Here is a 17,879-nt window from a genome sequence, read left to right on the forward strand (position 1 = left end):
GCAGCCGAACGACAAGCGCCGCAGGCCTCGGGAAGGGGCGGGGAGGGGGTCCGAACGACGGCACGCGAGTCGACGGTGCGGGACGGTCGGCCTAAAGCTCGAGCAGCCCGAACAGCTCCTCCCACGCCCGCAGGATCTCCACCTCGGAGAACCGCTGGACGTTCTTGCGGGCCCGCACCCCCATCGCATCCCGCAACCGCGGATTCCCGGTGAGCCGCACCAACCGGTCGGCGAGGGCGGCGCTGTCCCCGGCAGGGGCCAGCAACCCGTCCTCGCCGTCCCGGACGATCTCCCGTACGCCCGGCGCGCAGTCGAAGGCCGCACACGGCACCCCGCTCGCCATCGCCTCCATCAGCGCCAGCGGAAACCCCTCCCCGCGCGAGGACTGCACGAACACCGAGGCGCCCGCGAGCGCCCCCGGCACATCGTCCGTACGTCCCAGCCACCGCACCGACCCGTCGAGCCCGAGCCCCTTGCACTGGGCCCTGAGGTCGGCCTCCTCGACGCCCGCGCCGTAGATCCGCAGGGTCCAGTCGGGGCGTTCGGGGGCGACCAGGGCCCAGGCGTCGAGCAGCATGTCGATGCCCTTCTGGTCGTGCAGGCGGCCGATGGAGGCGACCACCTTCTCGGTGCGCGGCGAGGGCACCTCGGGCAGGTGGGCCAGGGCGTTGGGCATGAAGCCGACGTTGTGCATGCCGTCGGCGATCCAGTCGTCGGCGTCCTCCTGGGTGAGGGTGAGCCAGCGGTCGACGTGCGGATAGTTCTGCTTGATCCAGCGGTAGCGGTGACAGGCCCTGGTGTACGCGTACGACTCGTGGCTCATGCCGATCACGGTGAGCCCGGCGGTGTCGGCGGCGCGGACCCACTCCATCGGCCAGACCTGCGTGACGATGACGACGCCGCCGGGGCGGGCCGCGCGGAACAGGGCGGACAGCTCGTCCACGGCCCGCTGCTTGTCGGCGGCGCGCGCGGCCTCCCGGCGCCGCTCGGCGGGCCGGAGGCGGCGCGGTCCGGTGAGGCGGCGCGGGGCCGGCGGGTGGGCGGGGTGCAGGGCGGTCATCGGGTAGCCGAGGGGCTCGGGGAGGGTGAGCTTGAGCTCGGCGGGGTGCACGCCGAGGGTGTGGACGCGGTGGCCGTGGGTCCGGAAGAGCCGGGCCATCTGGTGCATCCAGGCGGTGACGCCGCCCAGTTCGTCGGTGCTGTTGGAGAACAGGAAGATGTCCCGCTCCCGGACGTCCGCTGCCGTGCTCATGTGCGGTTCCTCCTGACGGACTTCGCGGGCCTGGCGAACAGGGCGTCGACGACGGCACGCGCGGACTCCCCGCGGTCGTACGTCCCGAACTCGGCCGCGAACGCACGGCGTTGCTCGGCGTGCCCGGTGTCGGCGGGCTTGAGGTCGGCGAGCGTACGCAGCAGCTCGTCCTCGGTCTCGACGACGGGGCCGGGCGCCCGCTCCCGCAGGTCGAAGTAGCTGCCCCGCTCGGCGGCGTACACGTCCAGGTCGGGTGCGAACAGCACGATCGGGCGGTCCAGGAGGGCGTAGTCGAACATGATCGACGAGTAGTCCGTCACCAGCACGTCGGCCAGGCAGAGGAGTTCGCTGACGTCGTGGTGGTCGGAGACGTCGAGCAGCGTGCCGGGGGCGCACACCGGAAGCTCCGCCCGCTCCATGTAGTGGGCGCGCACGAGCAGCGTGTGCCCGTCCCCGAGCTGCTCGGTGAACTTCCGTACGTCGACGCGGAGTTGGTGCGGCCGTCCGTCCTTCGGTGTGCCGCGGAAGGTGGGCGCGTACAGGACGATCTTCTTGTGGTCCGGGATGCCGAGCCGGGCGGCGAGTGCGGGGCGGGGGAAGCGGCCCTCGGTCTCGTCGCGTGCGCGGGCGGCGACGAGCCGGTCGTTGCGCGGGTAGCCGAGCGGGAGCAGCTTCTTCTCGGGCAGCCGGTAGGCGCGCGCGAGGGTCTGCACGTCGTGCTCGGAGCGGACCAGGAAGTGGTCGAAGCGGTCGACGGCGCGCTGCAGCTTCGCGCGCTGCGGCGTGTTCTGCATCCGCACACGCGTCTCGTCGAAGCCCATCCGCTTGTACGCGCTGCCGTGCCAGGTCTGCAGGTACGTGGTGTGGGCGGGCTTGTCGAGCGCGTGCGGGAAGCCCTGGTTGTCGACCCAGAACTCGGCGCGGGCCAGGGCCCACAGGTACCGCCAGGACCAGCGCCGCACCAGCTTCGCGTCCGCCGGGAAACCGGCGGGCGAGGAGGCGTAGGACCAGGTGCTGCGCGTTCTCGGACCCCGGGCGCGCAGCTCCTCGTGGATCGCGCGGGGGCTGTCGCCGTACGCCTTGCCCATGTGGGCCTCGAAGACGACGGAGCGGCGGCGGACCGGGAGCTTCACCAGGAGCCGGTTGTAGACGCGGACCTTGACGGATCCGGAGTGCAGCCGGTCACGCTTCTGCCGCAGGGTCTTGAGGAGCTGCCGGACCTTGCGGGTGGGCCGGAAGTGGGTGACGTACGTCGTCAGGCGGCGGATCGTGCGGGCGGGGCGGCGGCAGGCCTGCAGTTCGAGCGCGAGGTGATGGCCCGCGGTGGCGTACGGCAGCCAGGTGTCGGCGGAGAGCCGGCCGGACAGGCGCGGCCTGGCGGGGAAGCGGCCGCCCTTGCCGACGACCTCGCGTTCGGCGAACACCTCGGCGAGGGCGCTCTCGCCGCCCGCGGTGAGCACGATCCGGGTGTCCCAGATGCGCTCGCTCATACCGCGTACGGGCAGCAGCGCCGGATCGACCCGGAGCCGCCAGCCCAGCCACTCGCCGTGGTGCACGGCCTCGTCGACGGGCAGCCGGAAGACCCGCTTGCCGCCGCGCAGCCGCAGTTCGAGCCGGACGGTGACGTCGGTGGCGGCGGGGAGCTTGTCCAGCGGGAGCACGACCTCGCCCGCCAGCTCCAGGCGGCCGGCCTCGGCGGTGCAGCGGGTGAGCCGGTTGAAGAGCCTCAAGGCCTCGAACGGGCGGTGCTGGTGGCCGAGTTCGCCGACGTCCGAAGGGTGCGCGGCGCTCCAGTGGATCCGCCCGTCGCACTCGACCAGCGGCGAGACGACGGTGCCGTGCCGGGCCAGGGCGTACGCGGCGGCCTGCACGCCGTCCGGATCCCCGGCGGCGAGCAGGGTCACGCACATCCGCTCCGCGGGCGGCAGGTCGGCCCAGCGCTCGGGGGCGATATGGGCGGTGAGGCGGGCGTGGGCCTGGGCGGCGAGCTCGGCGCGCTCACCGCGGGGCAGCCGGAGGAAGCTGCGGGCGAGCGGCAGCAGATGGTCGGTGACGAAGGCCCGCTCGCGGGCGTCACGCAGCTCGGTGAGGTCGCGGCGCGCCAGCTGGAGCCCGATCCGCCCGGACGCTTCGAGCAGGGCGTGCAGGTCGGTGCCGTGGTCGACGGGGGCGCGGTGGGTGACGATCAGGTTCGGTACGAGGGTGATGCGGCGGGCGGCGAGCGCGGCCCGTACGCCGAAGTGCACCTCGCTGCGGGCGAGGTCCTCGGCGTGCCGCAGGGCGTGCCGGTCCATGGCGTCGCGGCGCAGGCAGAAGCCGCTCACCAGGGCGTCCCTGGCGACGAGTTCGGGCACCTGGGCGAGGTCGGTGACCGTGCGGGTGCGGGCGTGCAGCGCGTCCTGCCAGGGCGGGCCCTGCTGCTTGCCGCCGGGTCCGGCGAGGCGGGTCCAGCGGCCCGCGACCAGGTCGGCGTCGGTGCGGCGGGCGGCCTGGAGGAGGTTGCGCAGGGCGTGTGCCTGGAGCCGTTCGCCGGAGTCGAGGAGCAGGACGTGGCGGCCGTGGGCGGCGTCGAGGCCGAGGTTGCGCAGGGCGGCGGCGCCGCGCACCTCCTGCGGGGCGTCGATGACGCGGACCCGGTCGGGGTGGCGGGCGGTGAGGAGGGTCGCGGTGCGGCGTACGTCCGCGTCGGTACGGTCTCCGACGAGCACGACCTCGACGGAGCGCAGGCTCTGGCCGAGCGCCGATTCGGCGGTCGCGGTCATCGCGTCGGGGTCGTCGCCGAGGGTCACGACGACGCTGAACTCCGGGGTGTTCACGGCCTGCCTCCGTTCTGCGCGAGTCCGTTCTGCGCGAATCCGTGCTGCACGTAGTCGGCGACGCGGGCGGCTGCGCGGCCGTCGTCGAGGTCGCAGTACGTCTCACGGAACGCGGCGTACGCGGCGGCGTGTCCGGCGGTGGCCGCCTCGGGGTCGCGCAGCGCGTCGAGGAGTTCCTCCTGCCCGGCGATGAGCGGTCCGGGCGCCTTGGCCTCGAAGTCGAAGTAGAAGCCGCGCAGGGTGTCGCGGTAGTGGTCGAGGTCGTGGGTGTGGAAGAGCATCGGGCGGCCGGTCTGCGCGAAGTCGAACATCAGCGAGGAGTAGTCGGTCACCAGCACGTCGCTGATCAGCAGGAGTTCGGCCACGTCCGGGTAGCGGGTGACGTCGCGGACGAAGCGGCTGCCGGGGACGGTGCCGCCGACGAGGTAGTGGCGGCGCACGAGCAGGACGTGGTCCTCGCCGAGGGCGCGTTCGGCGGCGGTGAGGTTGAGCTGCAGGTCGAGCCCGTAGCGGCCGCCGGTCTTGGGCTGGTTCTCGCGCCAGGTCGGGGCGTAGAGGACGACCTTGGCGTCGTCGGGGATGCCTAGGCGTTCGCGGACGGCGGCGGCGACCTTGGCGCGGTCGGCGGCGTGCAGCAGGTCGCTGCGGGGATAGCCGTACTCCAGGACCTCGCCCTCGTACCCGAAGGCGCTGCGCAGGATGGGGGTGGAGACGCGGTTGGGGCTGACGAGGGCGCTCCACTGGGCGGCGCGCCCTGGCAGCGTGGCGATGTAGGCGGGGTCGGCGGAGACGCTGCCCGTGACGTCCCGGCCGATGCGCTTGAGCGGGGTGCCGTGCCAGGTCTGGACGACGGTCTGGCCCTCGGCGCGCTCGAACCACTGCGGGAGCTGGGTGTTGGTGACGATCGCCCGGCAGCGGGCCAGGGCCTCGTACCACTCGGCGCTCCACAGGACGACGGGCCGGGCGCTGGGCGGCACCACGGCCTGCTGGTCGCGGACCACCCACAGGTGCTCCAACCCGAGGTCTCTGCCCGCGAGTTCCTCGTGCACGGCGCGCGGCGAGTCGGAGTGCTGGCGGCCGTCGAAGCTGCTGTAGAGGACGGCATCGCGGCGCGGGGAGGCGCGCAACTCCTGGTAGTGGGCGCGGAGTTCGCTCTGGCGCACGGCGCCGCGGTCGGCCTCGGGCAGGGCGCTGCCGGAGGCGATGAGGAGCCGGTCGTGGGCGCGCCGCTCCAGGCTGAACGCCCTTCCGCCCAGGGTGCGTACGAGCGGCAGAGCCTGGTGCTGTCCGGGGGCGACGTGCATGGGCAGGGCCTCGCCGAGTCCGCCCGCGGCCCGGAAGTACAGGTACCAGCGGCCTTCGGCGAGCGGCAGCTCCCCGGCGAGCCCGGCGACGGCGGCGGGCGCGAGGGCGGCCTTGAACCGCCCGTCGTCCTGCTGCACGGGCAGGGTGATCTCCTCGCCGTATCCGCTGTGCCTCAGGACCAGGTCGACGGGCCCGGTGTCGAGCGCGGGGAAGCTGCCGCCGATGGTGAGTTCGCCGCCGTCGTCCCAGGTCAGGGTCTCGGCGATGGGGCGTACGGTCTGGTCGCGCAGCTCCAGGTTGCCGCTGGCGTTGGCGGTCGGATACAGCTCGCGGCCGGGGCGAAGGGCGTACCGCCCGGACGGAAGCGTGTCCCGGGCTCCCACCGGGACCCTGCTGTCGTCGGCGCGCAGCAGATACGCGCCCCAGGGCTCGGCCTCGCGCGGCTCCGCGTCCTCGGCGGGCGCGAACACGGAGAGCGGCACACGCGCGGTGAACGTCCGTCCTTCCACCTCCAGTTGGACGTCGACGCCCTCCTTGGAGTGCCAGTTCTCCACCCGCAGGCGCATCCCGGTGACCGGCTCCAGGAGGCTGCCCTCGAAGACGATCTCGTCGCCCTCCTGGCGGTGGCCGGTGAGCTGGGCGAGGGTGCGCTCCACTTTCAGCTGGAGGCGGCCGCGGCTGAGAACCGGCACCACGCGCGCGTGCTCGTCGAGATAGTGCACGGCGGCCGGGATCGCGCCGCCCGCCATCCGCAGCGGCCCGCGGTGCAGCGCCCCGCCGCCGAGCACGGCCGTCTCGGCCTGCCAGACGGCGCTGCGCCGCGAGGTCAGCAGCTTCCCGGGGTCGACGACGGCCTCGAACCCGGCCCAGTCGTAGCGGTGCAGCCCCTGCCGCGACGCGTACGTGGCCTCGCGCGATGCGGTCGTACGCGCCTTCAGCGGCAGCAGACGCCGCTTGCCGAGCCGCAGCCAGACGAACTTGACGCGCCCGGCGAGGCGGCCCGCGGGCAGGTTGCGGCGGTAGGCGAAGCCCTTCAGGTGCAGTTTGCCGTCGCGCCATTCGGCCTGGGAGATCCGGGTGACGAGCGGGAGCTCGGATCGTTTCAGCGCGGTCACGTCGCGGGGCAGGGGCGCGCCCGCCACGACCGGGTACTCCGCGCGCCGCCTGCGCAGCCCCCGCACCCGGAACGCGCCGGGGTGGCCCTTCTCGTACGCGAGGAGGGCGAGGATCTCGTCGATCCTGCGCTCGGTGACGAGCTGCCACTTGACGCGCAGGTGCAGCGGCAGGCCGGTGAGCACGGAGCGGTCGACGGTGGCGGCGTATCCGCCCGCGTGCTCCAGGAACGCCTCGTGGTAGGCGGGGTCGCCGTCGGGCAGTACGTCGAGGAAGTAGCGCAGGTCGGTGACGAGCACGGAGGAGTCGTAACGCCGTTTGCCCTCGGCCCACTTGGTGTGTCCCTCGGAGCCCGGCTCGGCGGCCGCGGCCCGCTCGGCGAGGAACGCGGAGGCCGTCGTACAGGCGGCGGTGCGCTCCTCGACGGCGCGGGGGGTGGTGCGGCGGTTGGTGATGGAGCCGTCGCGGTCGCGCCAGAGGTAGACGGTGTCGTGCAGCACGTCCACGGAGTCGGCGAGGAAGTGCGCGGGCACGATGACGGGCGTGTCCTCGAACAGCACGCCCTCGGGAAAGGCGAGTTCGTGCCGGTCCCAGAACTCCCTGCGGAACACCTTGTTGCAGGCGATGCGGTCGGCGAGCAGCGACCAGTCGCGGCTGACGTGGGTCGCCGCACGCGTGGCGCGCATCGCCTTCTTGAACATCCAGGACTGCTCGGTCCTGCCGTTCACGCGCAGCCGGTGCACATTGCCGCTGACGAAGTCGGACCCGGATTCCTCAAGGGCCGCCAGCATCTTCTCGTACGCGTCGACCGGCACCAGGTCGTCGCTGTCCACGAAGGCGAGATGTGTGCCCCGGGCGTGCCGCGCCCCGGCGTTCCGCGCCGCGCCCAGGCCGGCGTTCTCCTGCTGGACGAGTCTGAACCGCGGGTCGCGCGCGGCGTGTTCGCGGGCGATGCGGGCGCTCCCGTCCGTGGAGCCGTCGTCGATCATGACCACTTCGAGGTCGGTCATGGTCTGGCCCGCGAGCGACTGCAGGCAGGCGCCGAGGTAGTCCTCGACGTTGTGGACGGGGACGACGACGCTGAGGCGGGGTGCCATGCGGTGCACACGATCCTTCCGGGCGGCAGGGCTACACAGACAAGCCCTTTTACAGGCCTACGGGTTAACAACAGGTGGCGCTTCGCACAGTCACCCCATGACGGCCGTTCGAGTGAAAACAGGCCGATCCCGACCCCACGGCGCTCACACCGTGTGACCGGGACCGGCTCAACTCGCCTGTGCGAAGGGCCTGTTACGGCTTGACGGCGATCCGCCCCTCGTCCATGCGGAGCAGCAGGAGCCGCTCGCCGGTGCGCTCCAGGAACTCGTCGACGGCCTGGCGGGATCCCTGCCAGTAGCCGTAGTCGTCGATGAGCAGGACGCCGCCGGGCGCCAACCGGTCGTAGAGGTGCTCGAGTTCGTGCTTCGTGGAGCTGTACCAGTCGGTGTCGAGGCGCAGGATGGAGATCTGCTCGGGGGCCTGCTCCGGGACGGTCTCCTCGACCTTGCCGACGACGTAGTGCATCCGCTCCGCGGGGTAAGGGACGCTCTCGAAGCCGGACTTGACGTCGTCGAGGTCGGCGACGGCCCAGATCGGGCGGTCCTTGCCCTGGACCTCCAGGAGCTCCCGCGCGTGCCTCCCGTCGCGCCGCACGTCCTCCTCGGTGGGCGGGGTCATGCCCTCGTACGTGTCGAAGAGGTAGAGGTGGCGGTCGGTGGCGCCGAGCGAGAGCAGGGTCTTGGCGCAGGCCTGCATCGAACCGCCGCGCCAGACACCGCACTCCACGATGTCGCCGGGGATGTCGTGGTTGACGACGTGCCGGATGGCGAGAATGAAGGCGTTGAGCTTCTCCGGCGAGGTCATCGTGCGCGGCTTCACCTCGCGGATGATCGCCTTCGCCTCGTCGTCGTAGTCGTCCGGGAACACCAGGCTCTTGGGCTTCGGCTTCGCCTTGGGCGCCGGGGCCTGCGCGGCGGGGCCGGCCGGCTGCGGGGCGGGGGCGGTCGCCCGGGTCAGGTGGTATCCGGTCAGCTGCTTCAGTACGCCGTTCACTGCGTTTCGCCATGCCATGCGGCGGGACGATACGCGCGCGCCGCCACCGATGTCACGTTTCGTCAACGAATCCTTACCCTCCGTGTGGGGCAGGGCTGTTGGGCGCCGCGGACCGTACGGGCTCGGGCACGGCGTCGGGCCTGCCGCACTGTGCGCGCCTGGCCAGCGGCTCGGGCAGCGGGACGCCCTCGACGCCGCCGACGCGGTTGGCCCACCAGCGGGTGGTGGCCCGAACAAAGGTCATGGTGAGGCGGGGATACTTCTGCGGCTTACGGAAGACCCCGACGGTGTCCCCCCAGTAGGCGTGCTTGGCGTCGATGCTCTTGTAGCTGTGCCAGATGCCGTTCCTGGGCGGGAAGTCGGTGAAGACCTCGACGAGTTCGAGCTTCGTGTACGCGGCCAGGGCCCTGAAGCCGTCCGGGTAGTAGCGCCAGCAGTCCTGCTGGTCGTGGACGTGGCCGCGGGACGGGGCGGTGAGGAAGGCGGTGCCGCCGGGCTTGAGCACGCGGGCGATCTCCAGCATGGACGCCCAGAAGAACGGGATGTGCTCGAAGGCCTGCCCGGAGAGCAGGAAGTCCGCGCTGTTCGACTTCACCGGAACGCGGTACGGCTTGGGCATCACGCGGTCGACGTTGGGGCCGTCCCACACGTCGACCCCGCAGTAGTCGATGTCCCGCCCCTTCAGGAGCTCCTGGTGCGTGAGCTTCTGCCCGTCCGAGATACGGGAGCCGAGGTCGACGACCCGCTGCCTGCGGTCGGTGGGCATGTACTCCTCGATGCAGAGCGCCATCTGCTCGTACGCGGACCTGTGCACGGTGCCTCATCCTCAACTCGGTTGCGTTGCGGTCATCAACGGGTCGGCGGGGGACGAGGTCACGCCAAATTGAGCCCCTCCGGCGATTGAGGAGGCCCGTCCGGCAAGACTTCGGGAAGGGGCGGGGAGGGGAACAAAGCGCGCAGCGCCCCTACAGCGGCAGGCGCCGGAAGACCGGCCGGGGCACGTGCCGCAACGCCGACATCACCCAGCGGAGCGCCCCCGGCACCCACACCACCTCCGCCCTGCGCCGCAAACCCCCCTCGATCGCCTCGGCCACCGCCTCCGGCGTGGTCGCGAGCGGCGCCTCCCGCAGGCCCGCGGTCATCCGGGAACGTACGAACCCGGGCCGTACGACCATGACGTGCACGCCGGAGCCGTGGAGCGCGTCGCCGAGGCCCTGGGCGAAGGCGTCGAGGCCCGCCTTGCTGGAGCCGTAGATGAAGTTCGCGCGCCGGGCCCGCTCGCCCGCGACCGAGGAGAGCACGACGAGCGAGCCGTGCCCCTGCCGCCTGAGGGCCGCGGCGCAGACGAGTCCGGCGGAGACGGCGCCGGTGTAGTTGGTCTGGGCGACGCGGACGGCGGCGAGCGGGTCGCCCTCGTCGCGCTCCTGGTCGCCGAGGATGCCGAAGGCGAGCAGCACCAGGTCGATGTCGCCCGCGGTGAAGAGCTTGCCGATGGCCTCCTCGTGGCGGTCGGGGTCGAGCGCGTCGAAGGCGTGGGTGTGCACCTCGGCGCCCATGTCGCGCAGTTCGGCGGCGGCGGACTCCAGGGCCGGACCGGTCCGGCCGGCCAGGTGGACGGTGCGGGTGCGGCGGGCGACGAGGCGGCGGGCGGTGGCGAGGGCGATCTCGGAGCTGCCGCCGAGGACGAGCAGGGACTGCGGGGTGCCGAAGGCGTCCTTCATGTTCGGGTTCTCCTCGAAGAGCGAAAGGGATCAGAGCGCGAGGCGGCGCGCGAGGTCGGATGTGAAGACCCCGGAGGGGTCCAACTCGGCCCGCAGGGACCGGAATTCACCGAGCCGGGGATACATCGCGGCGAGGAGTTCGGGCCGCAGCCGGGAGTCCTTGGCGAGGTAGACCCGGCCACCGGCGGCGGCGACCTCCTCGTCGAGCTCGTCCAGGAAGCCGCCGAGCCCCGGCAGCCCGGCCGGGATGTCGAGGGCGAGCGTCCAGCCCGGCACCGGGAAGGAGAGCCAGCCCGGGTCGGCCGAGCCGAAGCGCTTCAGGACGGCGAGGAAGGAGGGGCAGCGGCGCTCGGAGATGCGCTGCACGATCCGGTGCAGGGTGCCCTCGGCCCCGTATCCGACGACGAACTGGTACTGCACGAGGCCGCCGCGGCCGTAGATGCGGTTCCAGTGCGGGACGCCGTCGAGGGGGTGGAAGAACGTGGAGATGCGCTGGAGTTCGCCGGTGCGGGAGCGGGGGGCCTTGCGGTACCAGAGCTTGTTGAAGAGGCCGACGGTGGTGCGGCCGAGCAGCCCCTCCGGGACGAACGCGGGCGGCGCGGGCAGCGTGCCGGGCCGGAAGGCGAGCGGGTCGCGCCGGGCCCGGTCCGGCAGCGCGTCGAGCCGGGCGTGCTCGCCGCGGGTGAGGACGGAGCGGCCGAGGGCGGAGCCGCGGGCGAGCAGGTCGATCCAGGCGACCGAGTAGCGGTAGCGGTGGTCGGTCTCGGCGAGGCGGGACATCAGGTCGTCGAGGTCGGCGGCGCGTTCGGTGTCGACGGACATCAACGAGGTCTCGACGGGCAGCAGTTGGACGCTCGCGCGCAGTACGACACCGGTCAGGCCCATCCCCCCGGCGGTGGCGTCGAACAGCGGATCGCCGCGCCGCAGGGTGCGCACCTCGCCGTCGGCGGTGAGCAGGTCGAGGGCGGTGACGTGCCGGGTGAAGGAGCCGGAGACGTGGTGGTTCTTGCCGTGGATGTCGGCGCCGATCGCCCCGCCGACGGTGACGTAGCGGGTGCCGGGCGTGACGGGCACGAACCAGCCGAGCGGAAGCAGCACTTCCATCAGCCGGTGCAGGCTCACCCCGGCGTCGCAGACGACCGTGCCGGACTGGGCGTCGATGGTGCGGATGCGGTCGAGCCCGGTCATGTCGAGGACGGCGCCGCCCGCGTTCTGCGCGGCGTCCCCGTAGGCGCGGCCGAGGCCCCGGGCGATCCCGCCGCGCACCCCGCAGGCGAGCACGGCCTCGGCGGCCTCCTCGTACGTGCGCGGGCGGACGATGCGGGCGCTGGTGGGGGCGGTGCGGCCCCAGCCGGAGACAGAGACGGTCTCACTCGTTTCAGCCTCTTCAGCTTTTTCAGCCTTTTCGGCCCTTCCGACCACTTCAACCGTTTCGGCAGACATGGCGTGACCATAACGTCGCAAGAAGAACAAAAGGCGCAAAGTAGGCGAATGCATCGACTTGGGTTCGTCGTACGGAGCCGGTCGCACCGGTTCCGTCTGGAGCGGCTCGTCGCGGGCCGATCCCCTGGGCGCGGGGCCCTGCTGCCGCCTCCCGCCCACCTCTCGCTCCGGGACAGCCGGACGCTCAACCTCGCTCTCGACCCGCCCGAGCCGGTGGGCCGCGCCCGACTCGTCCTCTCCCGCGGCGGTGTGCGCCACGAGGTGCCGCTCGCCGTGGAACGCCTCGCGTCGGGCGGCGGCCGGCTGCTCACCGCGACCGTCACGCTGCGCGGTCCCGGCGCCGAACCCGGCGCCTCCGGCCTGCGGCTGGCCGACGGGGTCTGGCGGCTGACGGTCGTGACGACCGGCCCGGAGGGCCGCGTACGGCGGCGGGGCCTCGCCCTCGCCCCTGAGGTGCCGCAACCCGCGACGCCGACGCTGCGGTACGCGCCCGACTCCCGCACCGGCGCCCTGCTCAGGCTCGTGCGCTGCCGCGGCGGCCGGGCCGCGCTCCAGGTCACCCGGCCCCTGCCGCACGCCGAGCTGGTCCGCTTCGCGCCGCGCGGCGACGGCGGCACGGTGCACGGCCGCCTCGTCGCGGCACCGCCCGAGGGCTGGCGCGCGGAGGCGGTACGGCGCCGGGACGGCGTCGTCGTACCGGCCCAAGTGACCTGGCGGGGAAGCGAGTTCAGCCTCGACCTGCCGCTCGGCGGGATGACAGGGGCCGGGGCGGGGCAGTGGGTGTGGGACTTCCGGCTCGTCCGGGACGACCGGGACGACCGGCCCGACCGGCCCGACCGGCCCCTTCGCGGCCGGGCGACCGCCCGAGGCCCGAGGGTCGCGGCCCGCCGCGAACTGCCGCTCGCCCGCCGCCTCACCGACGTACGCGACCCGGCGACCGCGTTCCCGGCGCCGTTCCGCGTCTACGCGCTGCCCTGCGGCTCGCTCGTCCGGGCGCACGCCCACTTCACGAAGTCCGGCGCGTTCGCCGTGACCTGCCTCGAACTGACGGAGGGCCGATGAAGATCACGTACCTGTTGACCTGGGGCGACGAGATGGGCGGCACCGAACTCGCCGTCTACACCCAGGCCAGGCACCTCGCCGTGCGCCATGAGGTGGAGGTGCTGTCGGTCTTCCGGACGCGTCCCGAGCCGTTCTTCCCCGAGGCCCGCGAACTGCCCGTGCGCTACCTGGTGGACCGGACGGCGAGCCCCGAGCGGCCGGTCCGCGAGTCCCGCCTGGACGATGAGACCTGCCGTACCTTGGCCACGCTGCCCAGCGAACTGGTCGAGCCCGCCTGGGAGTCGGCGTTCGACCGCCTCTCGGACATCGAACTGGCGGCGGCGCTTCCCGTCCTCGACACAGACGTACTGGTGACGACCTCCCCGGCGCTGATGGCCGCCGCGGTGACACACGCACCGGCCCGAGTGGTGACGGTGCACCAGGAGCACCGCCCCTCGCAGCGCCGCGACGCCTCCGTCGAGCCGCTGCTCCGCCACGGCCCCCGGCTCGACGCCCTGGTCACGCTGACCGAGCGCACCCGCCTGTGGCTGGCCGAGTCCCTGGGCACGAGCGCACCCGAGCTCGCGGTGATCCCCAACGCCGTCCCGGACGGGTTCCGGCCGAGCGCCGACGGCGAGGGCCGGGTGATCGTGACGGCCGCGCGGCTGGCCGGGGAGAAGCGCGTCGACCACGCGGTCCGCGCGTTCGCCCGGATCGCCGACGCCCACCCCGACTGGACCCTGCGGATCTTCGGCAGCGGCCGCCTTGAGCAGGAGCTGCGCCGCCTGATCGACGGTTCGGGTCTCCAGGACCGGATCGAACTCCTCGGCCCCTGCCGGGACATGGCCGCCGAGTGGGCCAAGGCGGGCCTGAGCGTGCTGACCTCCGACCACAACGAGGCGTTCCCGCTGGTCCTCCTGGATGCCCTGGCGGCCGGGGTCCCGGTGGTCGCGTACGACGTACTGACCGGGCCCGCCGAGATCGTCCGGCACCAGGTCGACGGGCTGCTCGTGCCGCCGGGCGACATCGACTCGCTCGCCGCCGCGCTGAGCGCCCTGATGGGTGACCCGGAGACCCGCAACGGCTATGGGATCGCCGCGCGCCGGGGCGTGTACGGACGGTTTTCCTCCGTCCGGGTCACCGGCCTCTGGGAGGAGCTGTACACCCGGCTCGTGGCCCGCCGCGACCGTCCCGAGCGGCTCGCCGAGCGGGCCGACCGGGTCGCCGCCGCGATCGGTTCGGGCGGCGGCGTCTTCCGCGCCACCGCCCCGTACGCGCTCAGCGCCCCGCCGTCCCCCGACGAGTCCGCCCGCGAGAACGAGATCCTCGAATGCGGAGCCGCCAAGCGCCTCGTCCGCTCCGCGGGCCGTCTCGCCGAGCAGCGGGACGACCTGACGCTGCCCGCCGCCGTCGACCGGAACCTCGAACTCGCCGCGTCCGCCCTGGAGTCGTACGCCGTCCCGTATGTGCTGGTGCGCACGGGCGCGACGACGCACACGCTCGCCGTGGACGCCGACCACCGCGGCCTCGCCCTGAAGGCCCTGGCCGAGGCCGCGTCCGGCGAGGCGGTCTACGCGGAGCCGCTCGGGCCGCGCGGCGCCGCCCCCGGCCCGGTGCTCGCCGAACGCCTGGACGCGGTGGGCGAGGTCGCCGGGGTGAAGGTCTTCCGGCCGGTCACCACGTCCACGCTGTCCCTGCGGTACGGGGCGGGGCAGGCCTGCACGGTGGCGTTCTGGACCAGGGAGCCGAGGGGGCTCGGTGGGCCGGGACAGCGGGAGGGCGGGCCGTGGCGCGCGCCGTTCGGCTCGACCCTGGCGGGCGCGGAGCTGCCGGACCTGCGGCCCTCGGCGGAGCTGACCGTCGCCGGGCGCCGCTACCCCACCCTCCAGGTCTTCGCCGAGCGCCTGACGCGGGACGTCGACTTCCCCGTCGACGCCGTCTACACCTGGGTGGACGACTCCGACCCGCACTGGCGGGCCCGGCGGGACGCGGCGCGCGGGTCGGCCGACGAGTCGGCGGACAACGGCGCGGTGCGCTTCCGCGACCGCGACGAACTCCGTTACTCGCTGCGGTCGTTGGCGCAGTACGCCCCGTGGATCCGGCACGTCTGGCTGGTGACGGCGGGCCAGCGCCCGAGCTGGCTGGCCCCCGGCCACCCGGGCCTGACGGTGGTCGACCACGAGGAACTCTTCCCGGCCCCGGAGACGAGCCTCCCCACCTTCAACTCGCACGCCATCGAGGCCCAACTGCACCGCATCGAGGGCCTGTCGGAGCACTTCCTGTACTTCAACGACGACATGTTCCTCGGCCGCCCCACCACCCCCGACACGTTCTTCCTCAGCTCGGGCCTGCCCCGCGTCCACTGGTCCGCGGCGAACGTGCCCCCGGCGGGTCCCGCCCCGGACGACGAGGGCTACCTGGCGGCGGCGAAGAACAACCGCGCGCTGCTCCGCCGCGACTTCGGCCGCACCCTCACCCACGGCCTCCTGCACGCCCCGTACGCCCTGCGCCGCAGCATCCTCGACGAGCTCTCCGAGCGGTACGCGGACGAGCTGGCCGCCACATCCCGCAGCCGCTTCCGCTCCCGCTCCGACCTGTCCCTGGTGTCGTCCCTGTTCCAGCACTACGCGTATCTGACCGGCCGCGCGGTGCCCGGCGGGATCACGTACGACTTCGTCGACATCGCAGGGCGGGCGGGGCACGCGCGGCTCGGGCGGGTCCTGCAGAGCCGCGACAAGACCGCGTTCTGCCTCGGCGAGTCCCCGGACGGAACACTCAGCGAGCAGGAGAAGGCGCTCGCGACGCGGGCCTTCCTGGCGGCGTACTTCCCGGTGCCCTCGCCCTACGAGCGGGCCTGATCCCGGGCCAGGAACAGCCGCCGGACGACGCGTTCGGCGGCGTTCCCGTCGTCGTACGGGCAGAACCGGGCCCGGAACGCCGCGCGCAGCTCGCTCGTCCGGGCCGTGTCCCACGCCTGGGCCTGGAAGAGGAAGCTCAGCTCCTCCTCGCTGGTGGCGACAGCGCCCGGGGTGTCGCCGGGGTTTCCGGAGAGCAGGTCGAAGTAGGTGCCACGGGCGAGGCGGTAGGCCTGCCAGTCGGGGGCGTACGTGATGATCGGCCGGTCCAGGCAGGCGTAGTCGAACATCAGCGACGAGTAGTCCGTGACCAGCGCGTCCGCCGCGAGGCAGAGCTCCTCCACGCACGGGTGCGCGGTCACGTCGAGGAGTTGGGGGTGCTCTTCGAGCCCGGCGCGGGCGCCGTAGAAGTAGTGGGCGCGGACCAGGACGGTGACGTCGGGCCCGAGGGCGCGCACGAACCGCGGGAGGTCGAGCCGAGGCTGGAAGCCCTTCTGGTAGTCGCGGTGGGTGGGCGCGTAGAGCAGCACCGTGCGCCCGCCCTCGACGCCCAGCTCCTTCCGAATCCGGGTGACGTCCTCCGAACTTGCCCTGAAATACCGGTCGTTGCGCGGATACCCCAGTTCGAGCGCCTCGTACGTGGACGGGTAGACGCGCTCCCAGACCTCCGTGGAGTGCGGGTTCGAGGAGAGGCTGAAGTCCCACTGGTCGGTGTGGTCGAGGACCTTCTGAAAGCTGATGCCGTGTGTGCCGGCCGGGTAGCGGCGCTGGTCGAGGCCCATCTTCTTCAGCGGGGTGCCGTGGTGGGTCTGCAGATAGACCTGTCCGGGGCGCTTCACGAAGCCGCCGGGAAAGCTGGAGTTGTTGACGAGGTACGTGGCCCTGGCCATGACCTCCCAGTAGCGCCGCGAGCCCTCGATGACGTACGCGACGCCGGGCGGGACCTTGTGCCGGTTGCGGCTGCTGACGACCCAGACGCCCCGCACGTGCGGGGCGAGCTCGCGGGCCTTCTCGTGGATCGCGAGGGGATTGCAGGAGAGCCCGCGGTTCCAGTAGGCCCCGTAGACGGCCAGCTCCGGGTCGAGGGAGCGGTACCGGTCGGTCCGGTACGACACCTTCATGACCTGGGCGCGCAGCTTCTTCTTGCGCCGCGCGAGGGTCGCACGGGCGGCCCGCACCCGCCCTTCGAGCAGGCCCCGGGCCCGAAAGGCGGCGTACGAACCGGAGAACACGCCACCGCCCTCCCCGCAGAGCCGAGCGGCACGACGAAAGAACTCGGCGCGGTCGGCGGGACGGATGCGCTGGGGGTCGTGAAGCACAGCGAGCAGGTGCGCGACCACAACGGGAAACAGCCGCGCCGGCACTTTCAGCGCACCCAGCACCGGGGCGCTGTGCCCACCCGTTCCGCCCTGCGGAACGCCTGCCCACAGCGGGGCAAGGAGCTCCTCGTACCGCTCAATCAAGGCGAAGTGGTGGCGCCCTGCCGTGGCAGCAACCCTCCGCCGCCGCCACCGCACACAAACCCGCTCAAGCCCCCCGACCCGCTCCCCGGCAAGGAGCACCCCCAACTGCACCGGCACGACATCCTCGTAAGGCTCGACCCCCGGGGTGAACGCCAACCCCTGGCCCGCCCAGAAGGTGCGCCGGAACACCCGATTCCAAGCCACGCAGGTGACGGCGAGCGGATCGCCGTCCAGCCGGTCCCCGCTCCCCCGCACGCTCTCCCACCAGTCCATACGCTCGTGATCGAAGACGAGCACATCGAGCGCACCGGCACCCAGCTCCCGGTCAATCGCCTCCAGCGCCCCGGGCAGCAGCACGTCGTCCCCGTCAAGGAACAGCAGGAACTCGCCGCACGCGCGAGCGGCCCCCACGTTGCGCGCACCCCCCGCACCCGCGCGCGCGTCGAGGCGTACGAGTTGCACGCGCGGGTCGCGCCGCACATACTCCGCGGCGATCGCGGCGGAGGCGTCCGGCGAGCAGTCGTCGACGACGATCAGTTCGAGGTCCGTGAAGCCCTGACTCAGCGTGGACTCCAGGCATTCGCGCAGGTAGCCCTGGATGCGGTGGACGGGGACGACTACGGAGAAACGGACCATGGGCACCGACCGTAGCCAGGTGCGTACGCCCTGTCGAAGACCGATGGTCACCCTTTCGGGCGACTTCCGGCAAAAAGATTGACGCGAGGGGGCACATCGGACAAATGCACCGTCATGTCCGGCGGTGTGCTCCGGTGTCTCGC

Annotated in this window: 10 protein-coding genes; 2 read left to right on the plus strand and 8 right to left on the minus strand. The window is 72.8% G+C overall.

All coding sequences use genetic code 11. The annotated features are described in order from the left end of the window. Nucleotides 1–91 precede the first annotated feature (91 nt). The 7 genes from RCO28_RS25375 to RCO28_RS25405 form a co-directional block, all read right to left on the minus strand. On the minus strand, nucleotides 92–1,252 hold the full coding sequence (locus RCO28_RS25375; protein ID WP_308943579.1) for a glycosyltransferase: 1,161 nt from the start codon (nucleotides 1,250–1,252) through the stop codon (nucleotides 92–94). After that, the gene (locus tag RCO28_RS25380) at nucleotides 1,249–4,068 is read right to left on the minus strand and encodes a CDP-glycerol glycerophosphotransferase family protein (protein ID WP_308943580.1); all 2,820 of its coding nucleotides are present in this window, start codon (nucleotides 4,066–4,068) and stop codon (nucleotides 1,249–1,251) included. The genes RCO28_RS25375 and RCO28_RS25380 overlap by 4 nt, the downstream gene beginning before the upstream one ends. Further along, nucleotides 4,065–7,583: a bifunctional glycosyltransferase family 2 protein/CDP-glycerol:glycerophosphate glycerophosphotransferase gene (locus RCO28_RS25385; protein ID WP_308943581.1), complete on the minus strand. Its 3,519-nt coding sequence runs from the start codon at nucleotides 7,581–7,583 to the stop codon at nucleotides 4,065–4,067. Before RCO28_RS25385 ends, RCO28_RS25380 begins: the two co-directional genes overlap by 4 nt. Nucleotides 7,584–7,776: 193 nt before the next feature. Beyond that, nucleotides 7,777–8,595 (minus strand): TylF/MycF/NovP-related O-methyltransferase, encoded by an 819-nt coding sequence (locus RCO28_RS25390; RefSeq protein WP_308943582.1) that lies wholly within the window; start codon nucleotides 8,593–8,595, stop codon nucleotides 7,777–7,779. Between the two features lie 55 nt (nucleotides 8,596–8,650). After that, a complete protein-coding gene (locus RCO28_RS25395; protein WP_308943583.1) occupies nucleotides 8,651–9,391 on the minus strand; it encodes a methyltransferase domain-containing protein in 741 nt (246 codons plus the stop codon). Nucleotides 9,392–9,542: 151 nt separating this feature from the next. Beyond that, the gene (locus tag RCO28_RS25400; RefSeq protein ID WP_308943584.1) at nucleotides 9,543–10,298 is read right to left on the minus strand and encodes a decaprenylphospho-beta-D-erythro-pentofuranosid-2-ulose 2-reductase; all 756 of its coding nucleotides are present in this window, start codon (nucleotides 10,296–10,298) and stop codon (nucleotides 9,543–9,545) included. 30 nt (nucleotides 10,299–10,328) lie between these two features. Beyond that, nucleotides 10,329–11,741 carry an FAD-binding oxidoreductase gene (locus tag RCO28_RS25405; RefSeq protein WP_308943585.1) on the minus strand — a complete coding sequence of 471 codons (1,413 nt, stop codon included), beginning with the start codon at nucleotides 11,739–11,741 and terminating at the stop codon, nucleotides 10,329–10,331. Nucleotides 11,742–11,789: 48 nt separating this feature from the next. Here RCO28_RS25405 and RCO28_RS25410 point away from each other — a divergent pair, with 48 nt between their 5' ends. Next, nucleotides 11,790–12,803 carry a hypothetical protein gene (locus tag RCO28_RS25410; RefSeq protein ID WP_308943586.1) on the plus strand — a complete coding sequence of 338 codons (1,014 nt, stop codon included), beginning with the start codon at nucleotides 11,790–11,792 and terminating at the stop codon, nucleotides 12,801–12,803. Continuing rightward, a complete protein-coding gene (locus RCO28_RS25415; protein WP_308943587.1) occupies nucleotides 12,800–15,640 on the plus strand; it encodes a stealth conserved region 3 domain-containing protein in 2,841 nt (946 codons plus the stop codon). The genes RCO28_RS25410 and RCO28_RS25415 overlap by 4 nt, the downstream gene beginning before the upstream one ends. On the opposite strand, the gene RCO28_RS25420 is transcribed toward RCO28_RS25415, so the two are convergent. After that, entirely contained in the window at nucleotides 15,625–17,736 is a 2,112-nt protein-coding gene (locus RCO28_RS25420) for a bifunctional glycosyltransferase family 2 protein/CDP-glycerol:glycerophosphate glycerophosphotransferase (RefSeq protein ID WP_308943588.1), read from the minus strand. The genes RCO28_RS25415 and RCO28_RS25420 overlap by 16 nt on opposite strands. Nucleotides 17,737–17,879 lie beyond the last annotated feature (143 nt).

Source organism: Streptomyces sp. LHD-70 (assembly GCF_031157275.1).
Lineage (GTDB): Bacteria > Actinomycetota > Actinomycetes > Streptomycetales > Streptomycetaceae > Streptomyces.